The 15,430-nt window shown below is 60.5% G+C and carries 14 protein-coding genes; 7 read left to right on the forward strand and 7 right to left on the reverse strand.

What is annotated here, in order from left to right; genetic code table 11:
• Window position 1 precedes the first annotated feature (1 nt).
• Genes ACESUZ_RS01575 through ACESUZ_RS01590 form a run of 4 tightly spaced genes read left to right on the forward strand, consistent with a single transcriptional unit; the run spans window position 2 to window position 2,458 of the window.
• Window positions 2–448: a hypothetical protein gene (locus ACESUZ_RS01575; RefSeq protein ID WP_373198100.1), complete on the forward strand. Its 447-nt coding sequence runs from the start codon at window positions 2–4 to the stop codon at window positions 446–448.
• A gap of 1 nt (window position 449) precedes the next feature.
• A complete protein-coding gene (locus tag ACESUZ_RS01580; protein ID WP_087193579.1) occupies window positions 450–710 on the forward strand; it encodes a phage holin in 261 nt (86 codons plus the stop codon).
• Window positions 703–1,404, forward strand: a complete 702-nt coding sequence (locus tag ACESUZ_RS01585; RefSeq protein WP_373198101.1) for a cysteine peptidase family C39 domain-containing protein — start codon at window positions 703–705, stop codon at window positions 1,402–1,404. Before ACESUZ_RS01580 ends, ACESUZ_RS01585 begins: the two co-directional genes overlap by 8 nt.
• Window positions 1,394–2,458 carry a GH25 family lysozyme gene (locus tag ACESUZ_RS01590; protein ID WP_373198102.1) on the forward strand — a complete coding sequence of 355 codons (1,065 nt, stop codon included), beginning with the start codon at window positions 1,394–1,396 and terminating at the stop codon, window positions 2,456–2,458. The genes ACESUZ_RS01585 and ACESUZ_RS01590 overlap by 11 nt, the downstream gene beginning before the upstream one ends.
• A gap of 725 nt (window positions 2,459–3,183) precedes the next feature.
• On the opposite strand, the gene ACESUZ_RS01595 is transcribed toward ACESUZ_RS01590, so the two are convergent.
• Entirely contained in the window at window positions 3,184–4,005 is an 822-nt protein-coding gene (locus ACESUZ_RS01595) for an HAD family hydrolase (RefSeq protein WP_373198103.1), read from the reverse strand.
• A 113-nt stretch (window positions 4,006–4,118) separates the two neighbouring features.
• Here ACESUZ_RS01595 and ACESUZ_RS01600 point away from each other — a divergent pair, with 113 nt between their 5' ends.
• Entirely contained in the window at window positions 4,119–4,331 is a 213-nt protein-coding gene (locus tag ACESUZ_RS01600; RefSeq protein ID WP_373198104.1) for a hypothetical protein, read from the forward strand.
• Here ACESUZ_RS01600 and mobB read toward each other — a convergent pair.
• The 3 genes from mobB to ACESUZ_RS01615 all read right to left on the reverse strand — a co-directional run bounded on the left by mobB (window position 4,328) and on the right by ACESUZ_RS01615 (window position 7,959).
• Window positions 4,328–5,626, reverse strand: coding sequence for a molybdopterin-guanine dinucleotide biosynthesis protein B (gene mobB / locus ACESUZ_RS01605; protein WP_373198105.1), 1,299 nt, complete (start codon window positions 5,624–5,626; stop codon window positions 4,328–4,330). The genes ACESUZ_RS01600 and mobB overlap by 4 nt on opposite strands.
• Before the next feature lie 4 nt (window positions 5,627–5,630).
• The gene (moaA, locus tag ACESUZ_RS01610; protein ID WP_373198106.1) at window positions 5,631–6,686 is read right to left on the reverse strand and encodes a GTP 3',8-cyclase MoaA; all 1,056 of its coding nucleotides are present in this window, start codon (window positions 6,684–6,686) and stop codon (window positions 5,631–5,633) included.
• A gap of 235 nt (window positions 6,687–6,921) precedes the next feature.
• Complete coding sequence (locus ACESUZ_RS01615; RefSeq protein WP_373198107.1) at window positions 6,922–7,959, reverse strand: putative endonuclease domain-containing protein; 1,038 nt, start codon at window positions 7,957–7,959, stop codon at window positions 6,922–6,924.
• A 316-nt stretch (window positions 7,960–8,275) separates the two neighbouring features.
• Between ACESUZ_RS01615 and ACESUZ_RS01620 the strand changes: the two genes are divergently transcribed.
• Both ACESUZ_RS01620 and ACESUZ_RS01625 read left to right on the forward strand, forming a co-directional pair.
• A complete protein-coding gene (locus ACESUZ_RS01620) occupies window positions 8,276–9,622 on the forward strand; it encodes an MATE family efflux transporter (RefSeq protein WP_373198108.1) in 1,347 nt (448 codons plus the stop codon).
• Window positions 9,623–9,678: 56 nt separating this feature from the next.
• Window positions 9,679–10,527, forward strand: coding sequence for a MerR family transcriptional regulator (locus tag ACESUZ_RS01625; protein WP_373198109.1), 849 nt, complete (start codon window positions 9,679–9,681; stop codon window positions 10,525–10,527).
• Between the two features lie 57 nt (window positions 10,528–10,584).
• On the opposite strand, the gene ligA is transcribed toward ACESUZ_RS01625, so the two are convergent.
• From ligA to ACESUZ_RS01640, 3 genes are all read right to left on the reverse strand, one after another.
• A complete protein-coding gene (gene ligA, locus ACESUZ_RS01630) occupies window positions 10,585–12,813 on the reverse strand; it encodes an NAD-dependent DNA ligase LigA (protein WP_373198110.1) in 2,229 nt (742 codons plus the stop codon).
• 248 nt (window positions 12,814–13,061) lie between these two features.
• Complete coding sequence (locus tag ACESUZ_RS01635) at window positions 13,062–14,525, reverse strand: S1C family serine protease (RefSeq protein ID WP_373198111.1); 1,464 nt, start codon at window positions 14,523–14,525, stop codon at window positions 13,062–13,064.
• Window positions 14,526–14,733: 208 nt separating this feature from the next.
• Entirely contained in the window at window positions 14,734–15,396 is a 663-nt protein-coding gene (locus ACESUZ_RS01640; RefSeq protein WP_118256204.1) for a response regulator transcription factor, read from the reverse strand.
• Between the last annotated feature and the right edge of the window lie 34 nt (window positions 15,397–15,430).

The following is a 15,430-nucleotide window of genomic DNA, read 5'->3' on the forward strand; positions in this document are numbered from 1 at the left end:
CGTGGCGGAAAGCGTTTTAGACCATGCAGCGGCCTTCGGTGCCGAATGGTTCTTCGCGTTCCTCGTTGCTATCGGCTTCGGAATCCTCGCAAAGCAGTTGCTTAACGAGTACCAGCGCAACAACGAGCGCAAGGCGGAGCTTGAAGAGCGAAACGCAGCGCGACAGGCAGAGCTAGAGCTGAAGCGCGAAGAGCGCAAGCGCGACGAACTCAACGAGCGCGCGCAGCGCGACCGCGAGCGCTCGGAAATGGAAGGCCGTATCGCTGCGCAGATGGAGCGAAGCAACAACATTTCGGAAGGGCTGCAAGCCGCTATGGAATCTCTCAGGGCATCCACAGCAGCGCTGCACGACGAAATCGGGGAATCGCGCGAGCACTCGCACGACATGGCAAACAAGGTCGATCACATCTACGACCGCGTAGACCTCATCTATGAAAAGGAGAACTGAAATGATTAACTTCACCGCACGAATCAAGAACAAGACTTTTTGGCTGACCCTCATTCCCGCCGTCCTGCTGCTCGTGCAGGTGGTCGCCGCACCGTTCGGCTACCAGTGGGACTTCGGCGTTTTGAACGAGCAGTTGGCCGCGATCATCAACGCGCTTTTCGCCGTGCTCGCGATTCTGGGCATCGTGACCGACCCGACCACGGCTGGCGTTGGCGATTCCGCGCAAGCGCTCACCTACACCGAGCCGAAGCGCGATGAGTAGGCTAAAGGCTGTCGCCCTCGTGCTTTCCGGCGCGCTCGCGTCAATGCTCTTCTGCGGCTGGCTCATCGTCGGCCATATCGAGAGCGACGCGGGCGCGCTCGCCGAAGCGCGCGAAGAGGGATACGCGGCGGCTGAGGAAGACCGCCTTGCAATCGTTGTCGATAGGCCGATTGCCGAGGGAAACAGCATGCCGCTATGGCTTCAGACCGACCCGCAATGGGACTACATACCCTATGCGGGCGGAACAATCGGCGACCACGGTTGCGGCCTTACATGCGCGGCTATGGCTGTCAAATACATGACGCTTCAGGACATTACGCCGCTCACGCTCGCATCGTTCGTGGGCGACACGTGCCTTACCGATGGAGTTAACGACCCCGGCAAGTTCTGCACATGGATTGCCGAGCATTACCCGGAATACGGCATCGAGAGCACGCCGATTTCTTACGATCTCGCACCCGTCCTTCAAAACGTGTCCGATGGGTGGCTTGCCTTCGCTGGCATGAGCGGAACGCTCGGCGATAGGGACTACGGCGGGCACGTCGTGCTTATCTGGTGCGGCGACGAAGACGGCTATTGGATACGCGACCCGGCGAGCGCCGGGAACTCCGCGCGCGCCTTCACGCTCGAAGAGCTAGAGCAGTTCGATTTCAAATATTTCTACTGCATCAGGGGTGGTTTCTATGGCGCTTAACGGCATCGACATTTCCAACTACCAGCGCGGGCTTGACCTCGCGCAGGTGCCCTGCGATTTCGTTATCTGCAAGGCGACCGAGGGAATCAATATCGTTCACAACACGTGCGACCCTTGGATTCAGAGCGCGAAGAAGCTTGGCAAGAAGTGGGGCTTTTACCACTTCTTTAACGGCGCAGACCCTATCGCACAGGCCGATTACTTCGTGGCGAATTGCAAGAACTACTTCAAAGAGGGCATGCCGGCACTCGATTATGAGATGTACGGTCGAGTTGGAACCGATAAGGCAAAGAAGTTTCTTGACCGAGTATATGAGCTTACGGGCGTTCGATGCGCGGTCTACACGTCTCGTTCGGTACTCACCGAAGAGGATTGGTCGCAGATTGCGCCCCATCACGCACTTTGGGTTGCGCAGTATGCAAACACTGAAAGAACGGGCTACCAGAGCAACCCTTGGCTTCCTAGCGGCGGATTTGGAGCGTGGGATACCGTCACGTTGCATCAATACACGTCGAACGGAAGGTTAAGCGGATACGACAACCCGCTTGATCTTGATATCGCGTATCTCACAAAAGAGGGATGGGATAAGATTTCGAATCCTTCTGGCTCTACCGTGCCCGATGTTCAGCAACCAGAAGTGCCGGATGAAGATATCGAGGGCACCGCGCTTGAACTTGCTGCACGCGTAATGGCTGGCGAGTTCGGAAACGACGAAGAGCGCAAGAAGAATCTCGGGAACCGTTACGATGAGGTGCAGGATATCGTCAACTATGTTCTCACGGCACCAGCAGCCCGCGTTGCAGATGCAGTCGAGCGCGGCCAGCTAGGAAACGGCGATCTTCGCAAGAAGGTTCTTGGAAGCAGGTATGCCGAGATTCAAGGAATCGTCAACCAGCGTGCGGGTGTTGGAACCGCTCGCGTCTATACCGTCAAGAGCGGCGACACGCTCAGCGAGATTGGCGCTAAGCTCGGCATCGACTGGCACACCATCGCAAGCAAGAACGGCATCGGGGCACCTTATACGATCTACCCCGGCCAGAAGCTTTCTTATTAGCGTTCAAGCGGGGCACCCTGACAAGGGGTGCCCCGCTTTCTGCCGTTATACGGGCTTACAGCAAGCCGCCTATCTGGTGTTTTGTGAACACCAGAAATGGCTATTTCTGGTATGTTCCAACGACAACGAACCAGTTTTTCGATACTCTTACGATGCAAGTATCAAGCTGGATGGCTTCGCGGTTGGCGGTGCTGGTGGAGTTCGCCGTTTTTCTCATAAGCTCCTCCCCAAGAGACCGCGATCCTGCTCTTTCACTATCAAACGTATCTGCGCAATCTGTAATTGCACACGCTTAATAATCCATATTGTAGCAATTGTTTGAACATCTAAGCAAGAATACCGATAGTTTTGTAGCGAATTCTCAATTCTCTTGACATTTACTCGGATTAACCTTCGTTTATTCGCTTTGAAATATCTGTTTCTACTGGTAATTAAGTTAGTTATCAGTTTTTTAATAGCATTTTATTTATTTGCACAACATTTTGCTCAAGAGCAAACATCTTGTGAACAGTCGAAAATCGACCGTGAACGGTAAGTCATTAACCGGGAGGAATAGACTACCAAATTGATGGGAATATCTTTAACTCATCGGTGGTTAGAAGCGTAATGTTCAGACAACGTTATTTGGGTTTTCGCGCAGATTTTAGGTATCAATTCACCCAAATCGCCAGAGGCCACCGCAAAGGAGCCTGCCCCCTTTGCGGTGGTTCTCCCCCCCCCCGGCGCTACAACAGATGCTCCTCGATAAAGATCGCGATGCCCTCTTTGTCGTTGCTGGCGGTTACAAAATCGGCGGCGGAGCGGGTGGCATCGCTGCCATTTGCCATGGCCACGCCCACGCCGGCGTCAGCCACCATGCAGGTGTCGTTGTCGGCATCGCCAAACACGCAGATGTCCTGGAGCTTCATGTCGTTGAGCTCCGCCACGCGCACAAGGCCGCGCGTCTTGGACACGCGCGGATCCATGAACTCGTAGAGCCGCTGCGTGGTTTGCAGAGCCGCCGCCTTAACAGTGTTATCGGCAAACGTCGACGCCCGCTCAATCACCTGCGGCATCACCTCGGGCGCCATGGTAAACATCACCTTGGGCTGCGGCTCGCGCAAAAACTCGGCAAAATCGACCACCTGGTAGGGCACGCCGTCGACGCGCGACAGGTGTTCGACGCACGCGTTGCTCTCGGGCACGTAGAACACACCGTCTCGGGGGCAGACGGGCGTTGCCGGAAGGTCCGCCATGTGTTTGCAGATGCGCGCGATGGTCTCGCCCGGCAGCGGATAGCTCAGCTCGTTGATGTCGTGCGCGCGGTCGATGACCTCGGCGCCACCGCAGCCCACCATCACGTCTACCAGGCCTTCGATGCCCCAGAGCTCGTACATGGCCTCGGTCGCGTGGGCGTCGCGCCCGGTGCACAGGCCAAAGAGCACGCCGCGCTCGCGCAGGGCGCGGATCGCCGCCACGGTGCGCGGGGACACCGTGTGCTGACTCGTGAGCAGTGTGCCGTCGATATCACAGAACACGGCTTTAATGTGGCTGAAGGTGGTGTCCATGGGGGCCTTTCTGGGTTGTGCGGCGATGTGGGGTGTATTCGTGAACGGCGTACATGGTATACCAAGGCGCAGGCCGTTGGGGCCCGATCGACACAAAGGTGCCTGCCCCCGTGGTGGCCGAACCCGAAGGGCGGCCGGACCCGGGGCGCAAACCATCACAACATTCGACGTTTTTCGGCAAAATCGCGATTTTCGATGAATGTTGTGATGGTTTTTACTGCAAAGCAAAATCCACCACAAAGGTGCCTGGCCCCTTTGTGGTGGAAATGACGTTTGCCCAGATAAAACCTGCCGGAATAAACCTGTCCCTTTTTGGCAGGTTTTAGGCTAGATGGTCTTGGATGAGATCGCAGATGGCTCGGGCGTCGTTGATGTTGATGGCTCGGGTCGCAAAGCCGGCGTCGAAGGCCTGACGTGCCAGGGCTTCGTTGCAGGCAAGGGCCAGCGTGTGGCCATCGACCAGGTCGAGTGAGCTCTTGCCGCGCAGACGGTCGACACCGGAGCGCGCGACCACGATGTTGTCGAAGCCCTCGGTCTTGTAGCCCTCGATGATCACCACGTCGACATCGTTGTAGCGTGACAGCAGCTCGCGCGCGGGCATCTCGTCCTCCTCGCGCGTGTCGGCGTACTCCGCCCAGCGCGTGGCGCAGATGAGGCCCACGTGCTTGGATCCGGCCTGGTGATGGCGCCAGGTGTCCTTAGCGGGCACATCGATATCAAAGCCGTGATGCCCATGATGCTTGAGCGAACCCACGCGCAGGCCGCGGCGGGTGAGCTCGGCAATGACCTTCTCGACGAGCGTGGTCTTGCCCGAGTTTTGGTAGCCGATAAACGCGATCGCGGGGACGGCCGGGGCCGGAACTGCGGGTGCGACGGCGACGGGTGCGCTTGCGGGCGCGGCACCGTCAGCGGCCACGGCCTCAACAGCAGCGGCCTGACGCTCTGCACGATCCCACACGCCCGAGCGGCCGCCCTCCTTGTGCAGCAGGCGCACGTCGACGATCTCCATGCCACGATCGACCGCCTTGCACATGTCATAGATGGTCAGACACGCGGCACTCGCGCCGGTCAGGGCCTCCATCTCGATACCCGTCTTGCCCGTCACGCCGGCCGTAACCAGTACGTGAAAACCAACCTGCCCGTCCGTGCGTGCCGGCGCCCAGCCCTCGGGCACGTCATCGACAGGCGTTCCCGCCGGAGCGATGGGCGCAATGTCGCACTTACTCTTGGTAATAAGCAGCGGATGGCACATGGGGATGATGTCGCTCGTGCGTTTGATGGCCATGATGCCCGCCACGCGCGCGCAGGCAAGCACGTCGCCCTTTTTGGCGCGGTCTTGCAGCACCATGGCCTGCGTCTCGGGGTGCATGAGGATGGTGCCCTCGGCGATGGCGATGCGATGGGTCTCGGCCTTGTCAGACACGTCGACCATGCGCACCTCGCCCTTGGCGTCCACGTGCGTCAGCTCGTCACGACGGGCGTCGCGGGCGGGCTCGGCGGCAGCGCTGGCAGTCGGCTGCACGACCGTGGCGACATCGCCGGCCGCAGCCGTGGCTTTATGGGCAGACATCGCGGCCCTGCGAGCGGCCTTGGTGGCATCGGCGTACCTGCTCTTGGCCATATGATCATCCTCCGATTTGCGACATAAATCGTTGCGTGCCCTCAATTATCGCGTGTTCCTGCGGTTTGTGGGCGACGGCATCGCGCCAAATCGAAAGTACCTGCATATCATCACCACGGCGCAGGGCGTCGCGCACCGAATACTCGGCATCGCTGAACAGGCACGGACGCACGTTGCCATCGGCCGTCAGACGCAGACGGTTGCAATACGCGCAAAAATGATTGGACATGGCGCTAATGAAGCCGACCGTTCCCGCCGCACCCGGAAAGTGCCAATAGCGCGCGGGACCCGCGCCGGCAGGAGCGTCGTTGATGTCGAGCGGCTCGAGCTCGCCCAGTCCCGCCGCGGCGGCCCCGGCATTGATGCGTGCCCGCAGCTCGTCACTCGGCACGGTGTCGCTCGCGTCCCACAGCTCGGGATTAAGCGCGGGCGCATGCGGATCCACAGCGCAATGCGAACTGGTGCGTTCGTCGCCGATGGGCATGTATTCGATAAAGCGCAGGTGGATGGGGCGGTCGACGGTCAGTCGTGCGAGGGCCGCCACATCCTGGTTGAGCCGGCGCACCACGACACAGTTGACCTTAACGGGCTCAAAGCCCCAAGCCAGCGCCGCGTCGATGCCAGCTATAGTCTGCTCGAGCCGACCCAGGCGCGTGATCTTTCCAAACAGCGAGGGATCAAGTGTGTCGAGCGAAATGTTGACGCGGTTAAGCCCCGCATCTTTGAGCTGCAGCGCCAGCTTGGGCAGCAGGGCGCCGTTGGTGGTAAGCGAGATGTCCTCGATCTGCGGAATCGCGCGGATGTCGCGAATGAGCGGGATGATGCGGCGGCTGACCAGCGGCTCGCCACCCGTCAGGCGCACGCGGCGAATGCCCTCCCCCGCCACCAAGCGCACAAAGTGGGCGATTTCCTCGACACTGAGCAGCTCGTCGTGTGCACGGGGCGCCACGCCATCGGCCGGCATGCAATAGATGCAGCGGAAATTGCACTTGTCGGTAACGGCAATGCGCAGGTAGTTGATATCGCGGCCAAAGCCGTCATGTTGCACGTGCCCGTCCACGCAGCCCTCCCCTCACGCGGCGTTTTATTCTTCGGAAAACATAATACCCCACAAGAGAATCATGCCGACACCCGTACGACAGGACAGGTCACTTTGGGCAAGACCGGCTTCCCAAGCCCACCCTCAGCATACAAACCATCACAACATTCGATGCTTTTCCCGATTTTGGCGAAAAACGTCGAATGTTGTGATGGTCTGCCTGCCCACAGCACCCCGTAGAAGGACCAAAGCGCCCCTAAAGGCCGCCGTCCCAGTGCCGAATCACGAATTCTCGCAGGTCGTTTTGACGTTTCTGGAACGCTTCGCTTCGGTCGCACTTAAGGCCCATAGCGAACGCGATGGCGTTCATCGCCCGGTGCAACTGCAGCTGATGGGCAAACTGAGTCCCGGTGAGGACGATCATCCTAAAGCCCAGCGCGCTCAGCACGGTCATACGCTCCGCGTCCGACGCACTGCGCTGTTTATCAAGATGGTCCGAACCGTTGTATTCAATCCCCGTACCGCTTGCAGGCGCATATACGTCGATCTCGAAATACCCGGCCTTAGCGAGATACTTGAACTCGTTGGGAACATCGACCCGATGGTTGAGCTCGATCTTGGCGTATCCCAGCCCGCCCTGGGAACGTTTTGCTACGACCATGATTGCGGTGGCCGTCTCCATGGGCGACCGCGCGCCATCGTGCACGCGCTTGAGCGCGGCGGCCGCGCGTATAGCCCCCTGACGAGATCGGTTCTCATTGCAATAGGCAATCAAGTCGGCAACGGTATACCTCTGCCCCATCTCGATATAATCGCCTGTCGACAGATGATTCAAATGGTAGCGGGCACAGATTTCATAACCATATTCCAGCTGCTCGGGCTCGCTCATCCACGAGCCCGCTTGGACAAAGCACATGGCCTCGTCAACCACCAGAAGGCCCTCTGCCACCTCGATAAGATGGCCTGGAGGTACCGGCGCTCCAAACACGTGGCACCTAAATCCAGCCGGCGTCGAGCGCTCAAAATCGAAGTTGACGAGCGTATCGATATGATCGAGCTCTTCTCGTGGAATACCGAGCGAAACCAGATAGTCGGTAACGATCCCAACTGCCGTTGAAGCCCTCAGCCCCTTGGCATCGAGTCCCAGTTTGGGCAGGCTCGCGGTCGGCTCCGCCTCGTTAGCAAGCGAGTCCTCATCGTATAGGCTGCTTGCTCGCGAGAGCGGCTCGGACGGGCGCGCCACGTTGTGGTACAGCCAGGCAGTCTTATGGGACAGGACGATCGGCAGGTCCATGAGCCCTCCAATGGAGTCGGATAACCAACCTTATTCCCCTGCCCACGGGTCCGCACACCTTCGCGCGCAAGAAAGCGATTCCACCCGTTCGAGTGGCAGAAAACCCATCACAACATTCGATGCTTTTCCCGATTTTGGCAAAAAACGGCGAATGTTGTGATGGTTTGAGGCGAGGTGAGGGGCACAGAGGGCCAAAGCATCGTGCTTGGAGCGTGACTTTTTTCGCCCGGCACCCAACACAAACCTTGACTCTATAATCGTTATAGGGTTTTCACTACACTGGTACGTATACAAACCAAGCTAGAAAGCCCCGCCCATGGAACACGACCTCACACGCGGCAATGTCCTCAAGACCATCGCGGTCTTTGCCCTGCCCTATATGCTCTCGTACTTTTTGCAGATGCTCTATGGCATGGCCGACCTGTACATGATGGGGCAGTTTAGCGGCGCCGCCGGCATCACCGCTGTGGGCAATGGCGCGCAGACGCTCTATATCATTACCGTGACGCTTGTGGGCCTGGCCATGGGAACGACGGTCATCGTTGGCCACGCCGTGGGCTCGCGCCGGTTTGACCGCGCCGAGACCGCCATCGGCAACACCATCACGCTGTTTATGGGCGTCTCGGTGGTACTGGCCGCTGTCCTGCTCGCACTGTGCCCGCAGATCGTGGCGCTCATTGGCACGCCGCCCGAGGCGGTCGAAGGCACCGCCGCCTACCTGCGTATCTGCTTTATGGGCATTCCGTTTATCGCCGCATACAACATCCTCTCGGCCATCTTTCGCGGGCTGGGCGATTCGCGCTCGCCCATGTACGTGATCGGCATGGCATGTATCATCAACATCGCACTCGACTTTCTATTTATCGGCCACATGGGGCTCGGCCCCGTGGGCGCGGCGCTCGGCACGGTAACCGCCCAGACGGCCAGCGTTGCCCTCGCACTCGTGTGGCTCAAGAGCCGCCGCGCGAACATCCACGTTAAGCGCAGCGACCTGCGCCCCCAGCCCGAAGTGCTCGGCAGCATCCTTAAGATCGGCGTGCCCGTGGCCGTGCAGGACGGCTGCATCCAGGTGGCGTTTATGTTTATCACCGTCATCGCCAACCACCGAGGGCTCGTCGACGCCGCCGCCGTGGGCCTGGTCGAAAAGATGATCAACTTTTTGTTCATTGTGCCGAGTTCCATGGGCGCCACCGTCAGTGCACTCACGGCGCAAAACGCCGGCGCGGGCAAGGGCGACCGCGCGCGCCAGGTACTCAAAGACGCCATGACGATCTCGGTGGTGTACGGCTGCCTGATCACGGCGCTGATGTGGCTGGTGGCGCCGGCGTTTATCGGCTTTTTTGCCAAGGAACCCGCGGTGGTCGCGGCCGGTACCGGCTATATGCGCAGCTATATTTTCGATGCAATCTTTGCCGGCATCCACATTTGCTTTAGCGGCTTTTTCGCTGCGTATGGCAAGAGCTACATCGGCTTTGCGCACAACGTGCTGGCCGTGGCACTCATTCGCGTGCCGGGCGCGTGGCTGTTATCGAACGCCTATTCCGACACGCTGTTTCCCATGGGCATCGCTTCGCCGTGCGGATCGATTTTGTCGGCGGTCATCTGTGTTATCGCGTTTACCGTGCTCAACCAACGCGGGGCTTTTGACAAGTTGGTGGCGTAGCGGGGCAACGCGAGCCTGGCACCTCTCCCCTGCTTTTTACCGAAAGGAGCGGTCCTGTGACCGACACGCCAAGTGAACATACCGAGGGCCTGCTCCGCATTGGCGAGGCGGCGCGCCTGTTTAACCTGAGTGTGGGCACGCTGCGCCATTACGAGCAGATGGGCTTGCTGGATCCGGCGCACATCGATCCGGCAAGTGGGTACCGCTACTACGGATCGCGACAGCTCTCCACCCTCAACACCATCAGTCATCTGCGTGTTCTCGACTTGCCGCTCGCACAAATCCGTGAGTTTGTGACCACGCGCGATGTGGACCTCATGCAGCGGCAGCTGGCGCAGCAACAGGAGCTCATCGAGCGCAAGCGCCGCGAGTTGGAGCGTGTGTCGCGCAAGATCGATAACCGGCTTGCTCTGCTGCACAATGCCTTGAACACCGAGCTCGATACCATTTGCACAATCGATGCGCCCGAGCTTCGCTGCGCCGTATTGCGCGAACGTGTCAAGCCTACCGACGCCTATGCGCTGGAGTGGCAGATTCGTCAGCTGCAGAAGGGCCAGCACGAGACCTTTGTCTTTCTGGGCAACTTGGGCGTCGGGATTGGCGCCGAGCGCCTCGCCACCGGCGACTTTGATGGCTACGACGAGGTCTTTTTGCTGCTCGATGACACCGATGATTACGTGGGCGACGTCGAGACGCGACCCGCCGCGTGCTGCCTGACCATAAGCTTCCGTGGCACACATGGGCAAGCAGCCCCACGCTATGAGCAGCTGCTCGGCTATATGCGCGAGCGCAACCTGACACCCGCCGGGCCCTCGCGCGAGATTGCCCTGATCGACGACATCATCAGCGACGACCCCACAACCTACGTGACACAGATCACGGTGCCGATTGCCCCAGCAAAGTAAGAACCGCCCGGAAGACATCGTGCTTCCGGGCGGTTCTTCAATTTGACTATTGATGCACTAAGCCTGGGGCACCTGACCAGTCGCCAGGATCTGCTCGAGCGCATCCTCGTCCAGCACGGGTACACCCAGCTGCTCGGCCTTGGTGAGCTTGGAGCCCGCCTTGGGGCCAGCGACCAGATAGCTCGTCTTCTTCGACACGCTGCCCGAAACCTTGGCGCCGAGTACCTTGAGCGCCGCGCCCGCCTCGTCGCGCGTGCGGTTGACGAGTGTGCCGGTGAGCACGAAGGTCAGGCCCGCGAGCGGTTGAGCGTCGGCGAGCTCGCCCGCCACGCCAGCGTCGGCTGCGGCTTGCGCGTGCGCGGCGCCCAAGTCGACCTCGAGCGACAGGCCCGCCTGACGCAGGCGCTCCAGCACGGCGAGGTTCTCGGGCACGGCCAGGAACTGTTTGACGCTCGCCGCAATCTTGGGACCGATGCCCTCGCACTCGGCAATATCCTCTTCGCTCGCCAAGATGAGCTTGTCAATCGACAGGAATCGCTCGGCGATGACCTCGCCCACACTCTTGCCCACATGGCGGATGCCCAGGGCAAACAGCACGCGACCGAGCGGCTGGCTCTTGGACTTGTTGAGCTCGGCGATGATTTTCTCGGCCGTCTTGAGGCCCACCGGGATGGGGTCGCCCTTCTTGACACCCTTTTTGCTGTTGGAGCTGGCATAGGTGCGCCCCGTGTCCAGGCCTGCGATGTCGTCGACCGTGAGCTGGTAGAAGTCCGCGACGTCGTGAATCAGCCCGGCGGCGATCATCTTGTCGACGATCTCGTCGCCCAGGCCGTCGACGTCCATGCAGCCGCGGCTCACCCAGTGGAGCAAGCGCTCCTTGAGCTGCGCGGGACAGTCGATGGAGACGCAGCGGTAGGCGACCTCGCCGTCCTCGTGGACCACGGGGCTACCGCACACGGGGCAGACCTCGGGCATGTGCCAGTCGACCGAATCGGCCGGGCGCTTGTCGAGCACCGGGCCCACGACCTCGGGGATCACGTCACCCGCCTTGTGCACGATGATGGTGTCGCCCTCGCGGACGTTTTTACGACGGATCTCGTCGATGTTGTGCAGCGTGGCGCGCGCGATGGTGGAGCCGGCGACCGTCACCGGGTCGAACTCGGCGACCGGCGTGAGCACACCGGTGCGGCCCACCTGGATGCGAATCTCGCGCAGGACGGTCTGCTTTTCCTCGGGCGGGAACTTAAAGGCGATGGCCCAGCGCGGTGCGCGGGCGGTAAAGCCCAGGTCGAGCTGCTGCTGGAAGCTGTCGACCTTTACGACCACGCCGTCGATGTCGTAGTCCAAGTCGCCGCGGTGTTCGAGCGCCTGAGCGCAGAACTCGTGAACCTCGGCCGGCGTGGCACAGCGTGCCACGTTAGGGTTGACGCTAAAGCCGGCGCTGCGCAGCCAGTCCAGAAACTCGCGCTGGCTGTGGACGTGTAGTGGATCGGTATCGGCGATAGCGTAGATAAAGGTGGCCAGGTCGCGGCGCGCCGTGATCTTGGGATCCTTTTGGCGCAGGCTGCCGGCGGCGGCGTTACGCGGGTTGGCGAAGGGGTCGCGACCCTCGGCATCGGCCTCGTCGTTCAGACGAACAAAGCTGCCCTTGGGCATATAGACCTCGCCGCGTACTTCGATGGTGCGCTCGCGATCGGCGGCCATGTGGGCGAGCGCCGGCTCGGACAGATGCATGGGCACATCCTTGATGGTGCGCACGTTGAGCGATACGTCCTCGCCCGTGGTGCCGTCGCCGCGCGTGGCGGCGCGCACAAAGGTGCCGTTTTGGTAGGTAAGCGCCACGCCCAGACCGTCGATCTTAAGCTCGCAGGTATAAGTGACGCTACCGGCACCAAGCGCATCCTCAGTGCGCTGGAGCCACGCGTCGAGTTCGTCCAAATCCATGGCATCGTCCATAGAATACATGCGTGCCATGTGCGTGACCGGCGTAAACTGCTCGCTCACATAGCCGCCCACGCGCTGGGTATAGCTGTCGGGCGTCACCAGGTCGGGGTAGGTCGCCTCGATCTCCTGCAGCTCAACGAGCATTTTGTCAAAGGCGGCATCCGTGATCTCGGGCGCATCGAGCATGTAGTAGCGATAGGCGTGGTAATCGAGCTCGTGGCGCAGCTCGGCCGCACGCGCTGCCGCCTGGGCACGGGCGTCGGCCGGTGCGGCGGCATCCGTGCTCGCGGGCGTTTCGGTATCGATGTCCACACCGTCACCAAACAGGCTCGATTGCTCCATAGCGGCACTCCTTCGCTCGATTTCAAACGGACACTAGAGTACCACCGGTCACGATAGGGCCGAATAGCGGTCTCAAACCGCACCGAATCGGCAGCGGCCGAACCGGGGTGGATCGCGCGATCAAACCATGCCCTAGCCATTTCTAAATGATCCGTTTTCCTCCGTCCCCAACGGATCAATAAGAAAAGAGGGGCTGTCCCGCGCTGGCGGGACAGCCCCTCTGGCATCGGTATGTGCGATACGGCTCGTTAGAAACCCTGACCGTAGCCTTGACCCTGGCCCTGCTGGCCCAGCAGTTCCTCCAGATACTGGCGCAGCTGCTCGTCGGTGATACCACCGTTGCCGGTGTCGGTCGCGCTGTCGTCCTGCTGTTGGCTCTGCAGCTCCTCGTCGGAGCCCAGCTCAACGGTGACCTTCTTCTCGTCCTTACCGCGCATGAGCGTGATCTCGACCTTCTCGCCCACCTCGTGACTGCGCAGTGCGATGATCAGGCCGTCGGCGCTCGTAATCTCGTCGTCGCCCAGCTTGGTAATGACATCGCCCTCTTGGATGCCAGCCTTGGCGGCGGGACCGTCCTCGACGACGCTCGCCACGTACGCGCCGCTGTCGGTGCTCAGCTTGTTGGTACGGGCATTGAGCGCATTGACGCTCGAAAGCGTGGCGCCCAGGTACGGGTGCACCGGCGTCTTACCGCCGATAATCTGGTCAGCGATGTTCTTGGCATAGTTGACCGGAATGGCAAAGCCCACGCCCGAACTGGAGCCCGAGTAGCTCTCGATGAGCGAGTTGATACCCACGAGTTCGCCGTTGTCGTTAACGAGCGCGCCACCGGAGTTGCCCGGGTTGATGGCAGCATCGGTCTGAATCATGTTGGCATAGATGGTGTTACCGCTGGTAGAGCTCATGGCCGTGGAACGATAAAGCGCCGACACAATGCCCGTGGAGACAGACTGCTCGTTGCCGAACGGCGAACCGATGGCCATAACCCACTCGCCCACGTTGAGCTTGGAGGAGTCACCGATCTCGATCGGCGTAAGCTTGGAGGCGTCGGCGTCCTTGAGCTTGATGACGGCCAGGTCGCTCGAAGCATCGTTGCCCACGAACTCGGCCTCGTAGGTGGTACCGTCGTCCATGGTCACCACGTACTGGTCATAACCATCGACCACGTGGTTGTTGGTGAGGATGTGGCCCTCGGTATCGAGCACAACGCCCGAACCGACGCTGCCCGAGTTGTCCGACTCGTCGGCAGACTGCGAAAGCGAGCCATTCTGGCTGCCGCTCGAAGTGGCGGTAATGGAAACCACGGAGGGCAGGGCCTTGGCAGAAACGGCCTCGGCCAGCGTGGTGTCCTCGGAATCAATCGTAATCTTTTGCGTCGACGAGCCAGATGCGCCCGCCGTCACGGCATTCTTTCCGCCGCCAATGTTGAGCGTGCCGCTCATAATGAGCGCAATGACCAGCAGGGCGCCGCAGGCGCAGCCGGCAAGTGCCGTAATAAAGATCGGCAGCTTTTTGGTCTTGGTCTTGACCACCGTGTGCTTGTTCACGACCTGCTGGCCACCCAGCGGCTGGCCGGTCTGCGTGTCGTAGGCCTGCACGTAAGGAATGTTGTTGCCATCGGCAGGCGTCGACTCTACCTGCACACGCGGCTGCTGTTGGGTCTCGCCGGCGTTGCCCGCATCCTGGGGACGCTGGGAATCGTACTCGCTCATAGCTGCGATCCTTTCGTCAAATAACCAAAGGCCCGCCAAACATGTGGCGGGCCATCATTGTTCACGTTGAGTTGTACCCCAATATGCGGGCGCAAGTGTATGAGAACGCAATCTTTTAGGAAGGCTTAAGTTCTGCTGCAGATTCGAGAGGAACCCGCACCCGCGTCAAAACCACCACAATGGTGCCTGTCCCCTTTGTGGTGGAAATCTAATCCTTAAACAGATAACCAACGCCGCGGACGGTGGTGATGTGTGCCGCGATTTGCGGGCCCACCTTGGAGCGGATGCGTCGAATGTGCACGTCGACGGTGCGCGTGCCGCCGCAGTACTCAAAGCCCCACACGCGGTGCAGCAGCACCTCGCGGCTGTAGGCACGGTTGGGATGCGTCGCCAAAAAGCTCAGCAGCGAGTACTCCATCAGCGTCAGATCGATGGGCTCGTTATCGAGCGTCACCTGGTAGGTAGCCAGGTTAATCTCGAGGTTGTCGATGTTGAGCACATCGTCGGCGGCGACGGTCTCCTCCTCGCCCATCAGACGCTGCGCGCGAGCCTTGAGTTCGTTGGGCGTTGCCGTGGGGCATACAAAGTCGGCATGCGCGTGATTGGGCAGGCGCAGGGTGCCGAGCGCCTCGTCATCGACAATCACCAGCATGGGGACACCGCCGCGATCGTCAAGCCACTTGGCAATCTGATCGATGCGGTCGCTGCGGATGCCATCGGAGTCGAGAATCAGCAGGTCAAAGTCGTGCGCCGCAGTCGGCGAATCGGGGGTTGCCAGGCTCACCTCGACACCCAGGGTGGTCGTCAGGCTACGGGCAAACTCGTGGAAGCGCGTCGTGCGCGCCATGAACAGGGCACTCTTTTCGGACATATCGGCCTCCAAGGAAATGAGCTCAATCGTACTG

The organism is Collinsella aerofaciens ATCC 25986, from assembly GCF_964239575.1.
Taxonomy (GTDB): domain Bacteria; phylum Actinomycetota; class Coriobacteriia; order Coriobacteriales; family Coriobacteriaceae; genus Collinsella; species Collinsella aerofaciens_BQ.

Bases quoted from the DNA above. Each gene is read 5' to 3' on its own strand.
- mobB (WP_373198105.1), bottom strand. From the start codon at position 5,626: ATGGCCAAGAGCAGGTACGCCGATGCCACCAAGGCCGCTCGCAGGGCC.
- ACESUZ_RS01640 (WP_118256204.1), bottom strand. From the start codon at position 15,396: ATGTCCGAAAAGAGTGCCCTGTTCATGGCGCGCACGACGCGCTTCCAC.
- ACESUZ_RS01615 (WP_373198107.1), bottom strand. From the start codon at position 7,959: ATGGACCTGCCGATCGTCCTGTCCCATAAGACTGCCTGGCTGTACCAC.
- ligA (WP_373198110.1), bottom strand. From the start codon at position 12,813: ATGGAGCAATCGAGCCTGTTTGGTGACGGTGTGGACATCGATACCGAA.
- ACESUZ_RS01620 (WP_373198108.1), top strand. From the start codon at position 8,276: ATGGAACACGACCTCACACGCGGCAATGTCCTCAAGACCATCGCGGTC.
- ACESUZ_RS01580 (WP_087193579.1), top strand. From the start codon at position 450: ATGATTAACTTCACCGCACGAATCAAGAACAAGACTTTTTGGCTGACC.
- ACESUZ_RS01635 (WP_373198111.1), bottom strand. From the start codon at position 14,525: ATGAGCGAGTACGATTCCCAGCGTCCCCAGGATGCGGGCAACGCCGGC.
- ACESUZ_RS01585 (WP_373198101.1), top strand. From the start codon at position 703: ATGAGTAGGCTAAAGGCTGTCGCCCTCGTGCTTTCCGGCGCGCTCGCG.
- ACESUZ_RS01595 (WP_373198103.1), bottom strand. From the start codon at position 4,005: ATGGACACCACCTTCAGCCACATTAAAGCCGTGTTCTGTGATATCGAC.
- ACESUZ_RS01590 (WP_373198102.1), top strand. From the start codon at position 1,394: ATGGCGCTTAACGGCATCGACATTTCCAACTACCAGCGCGGGCTTGAC.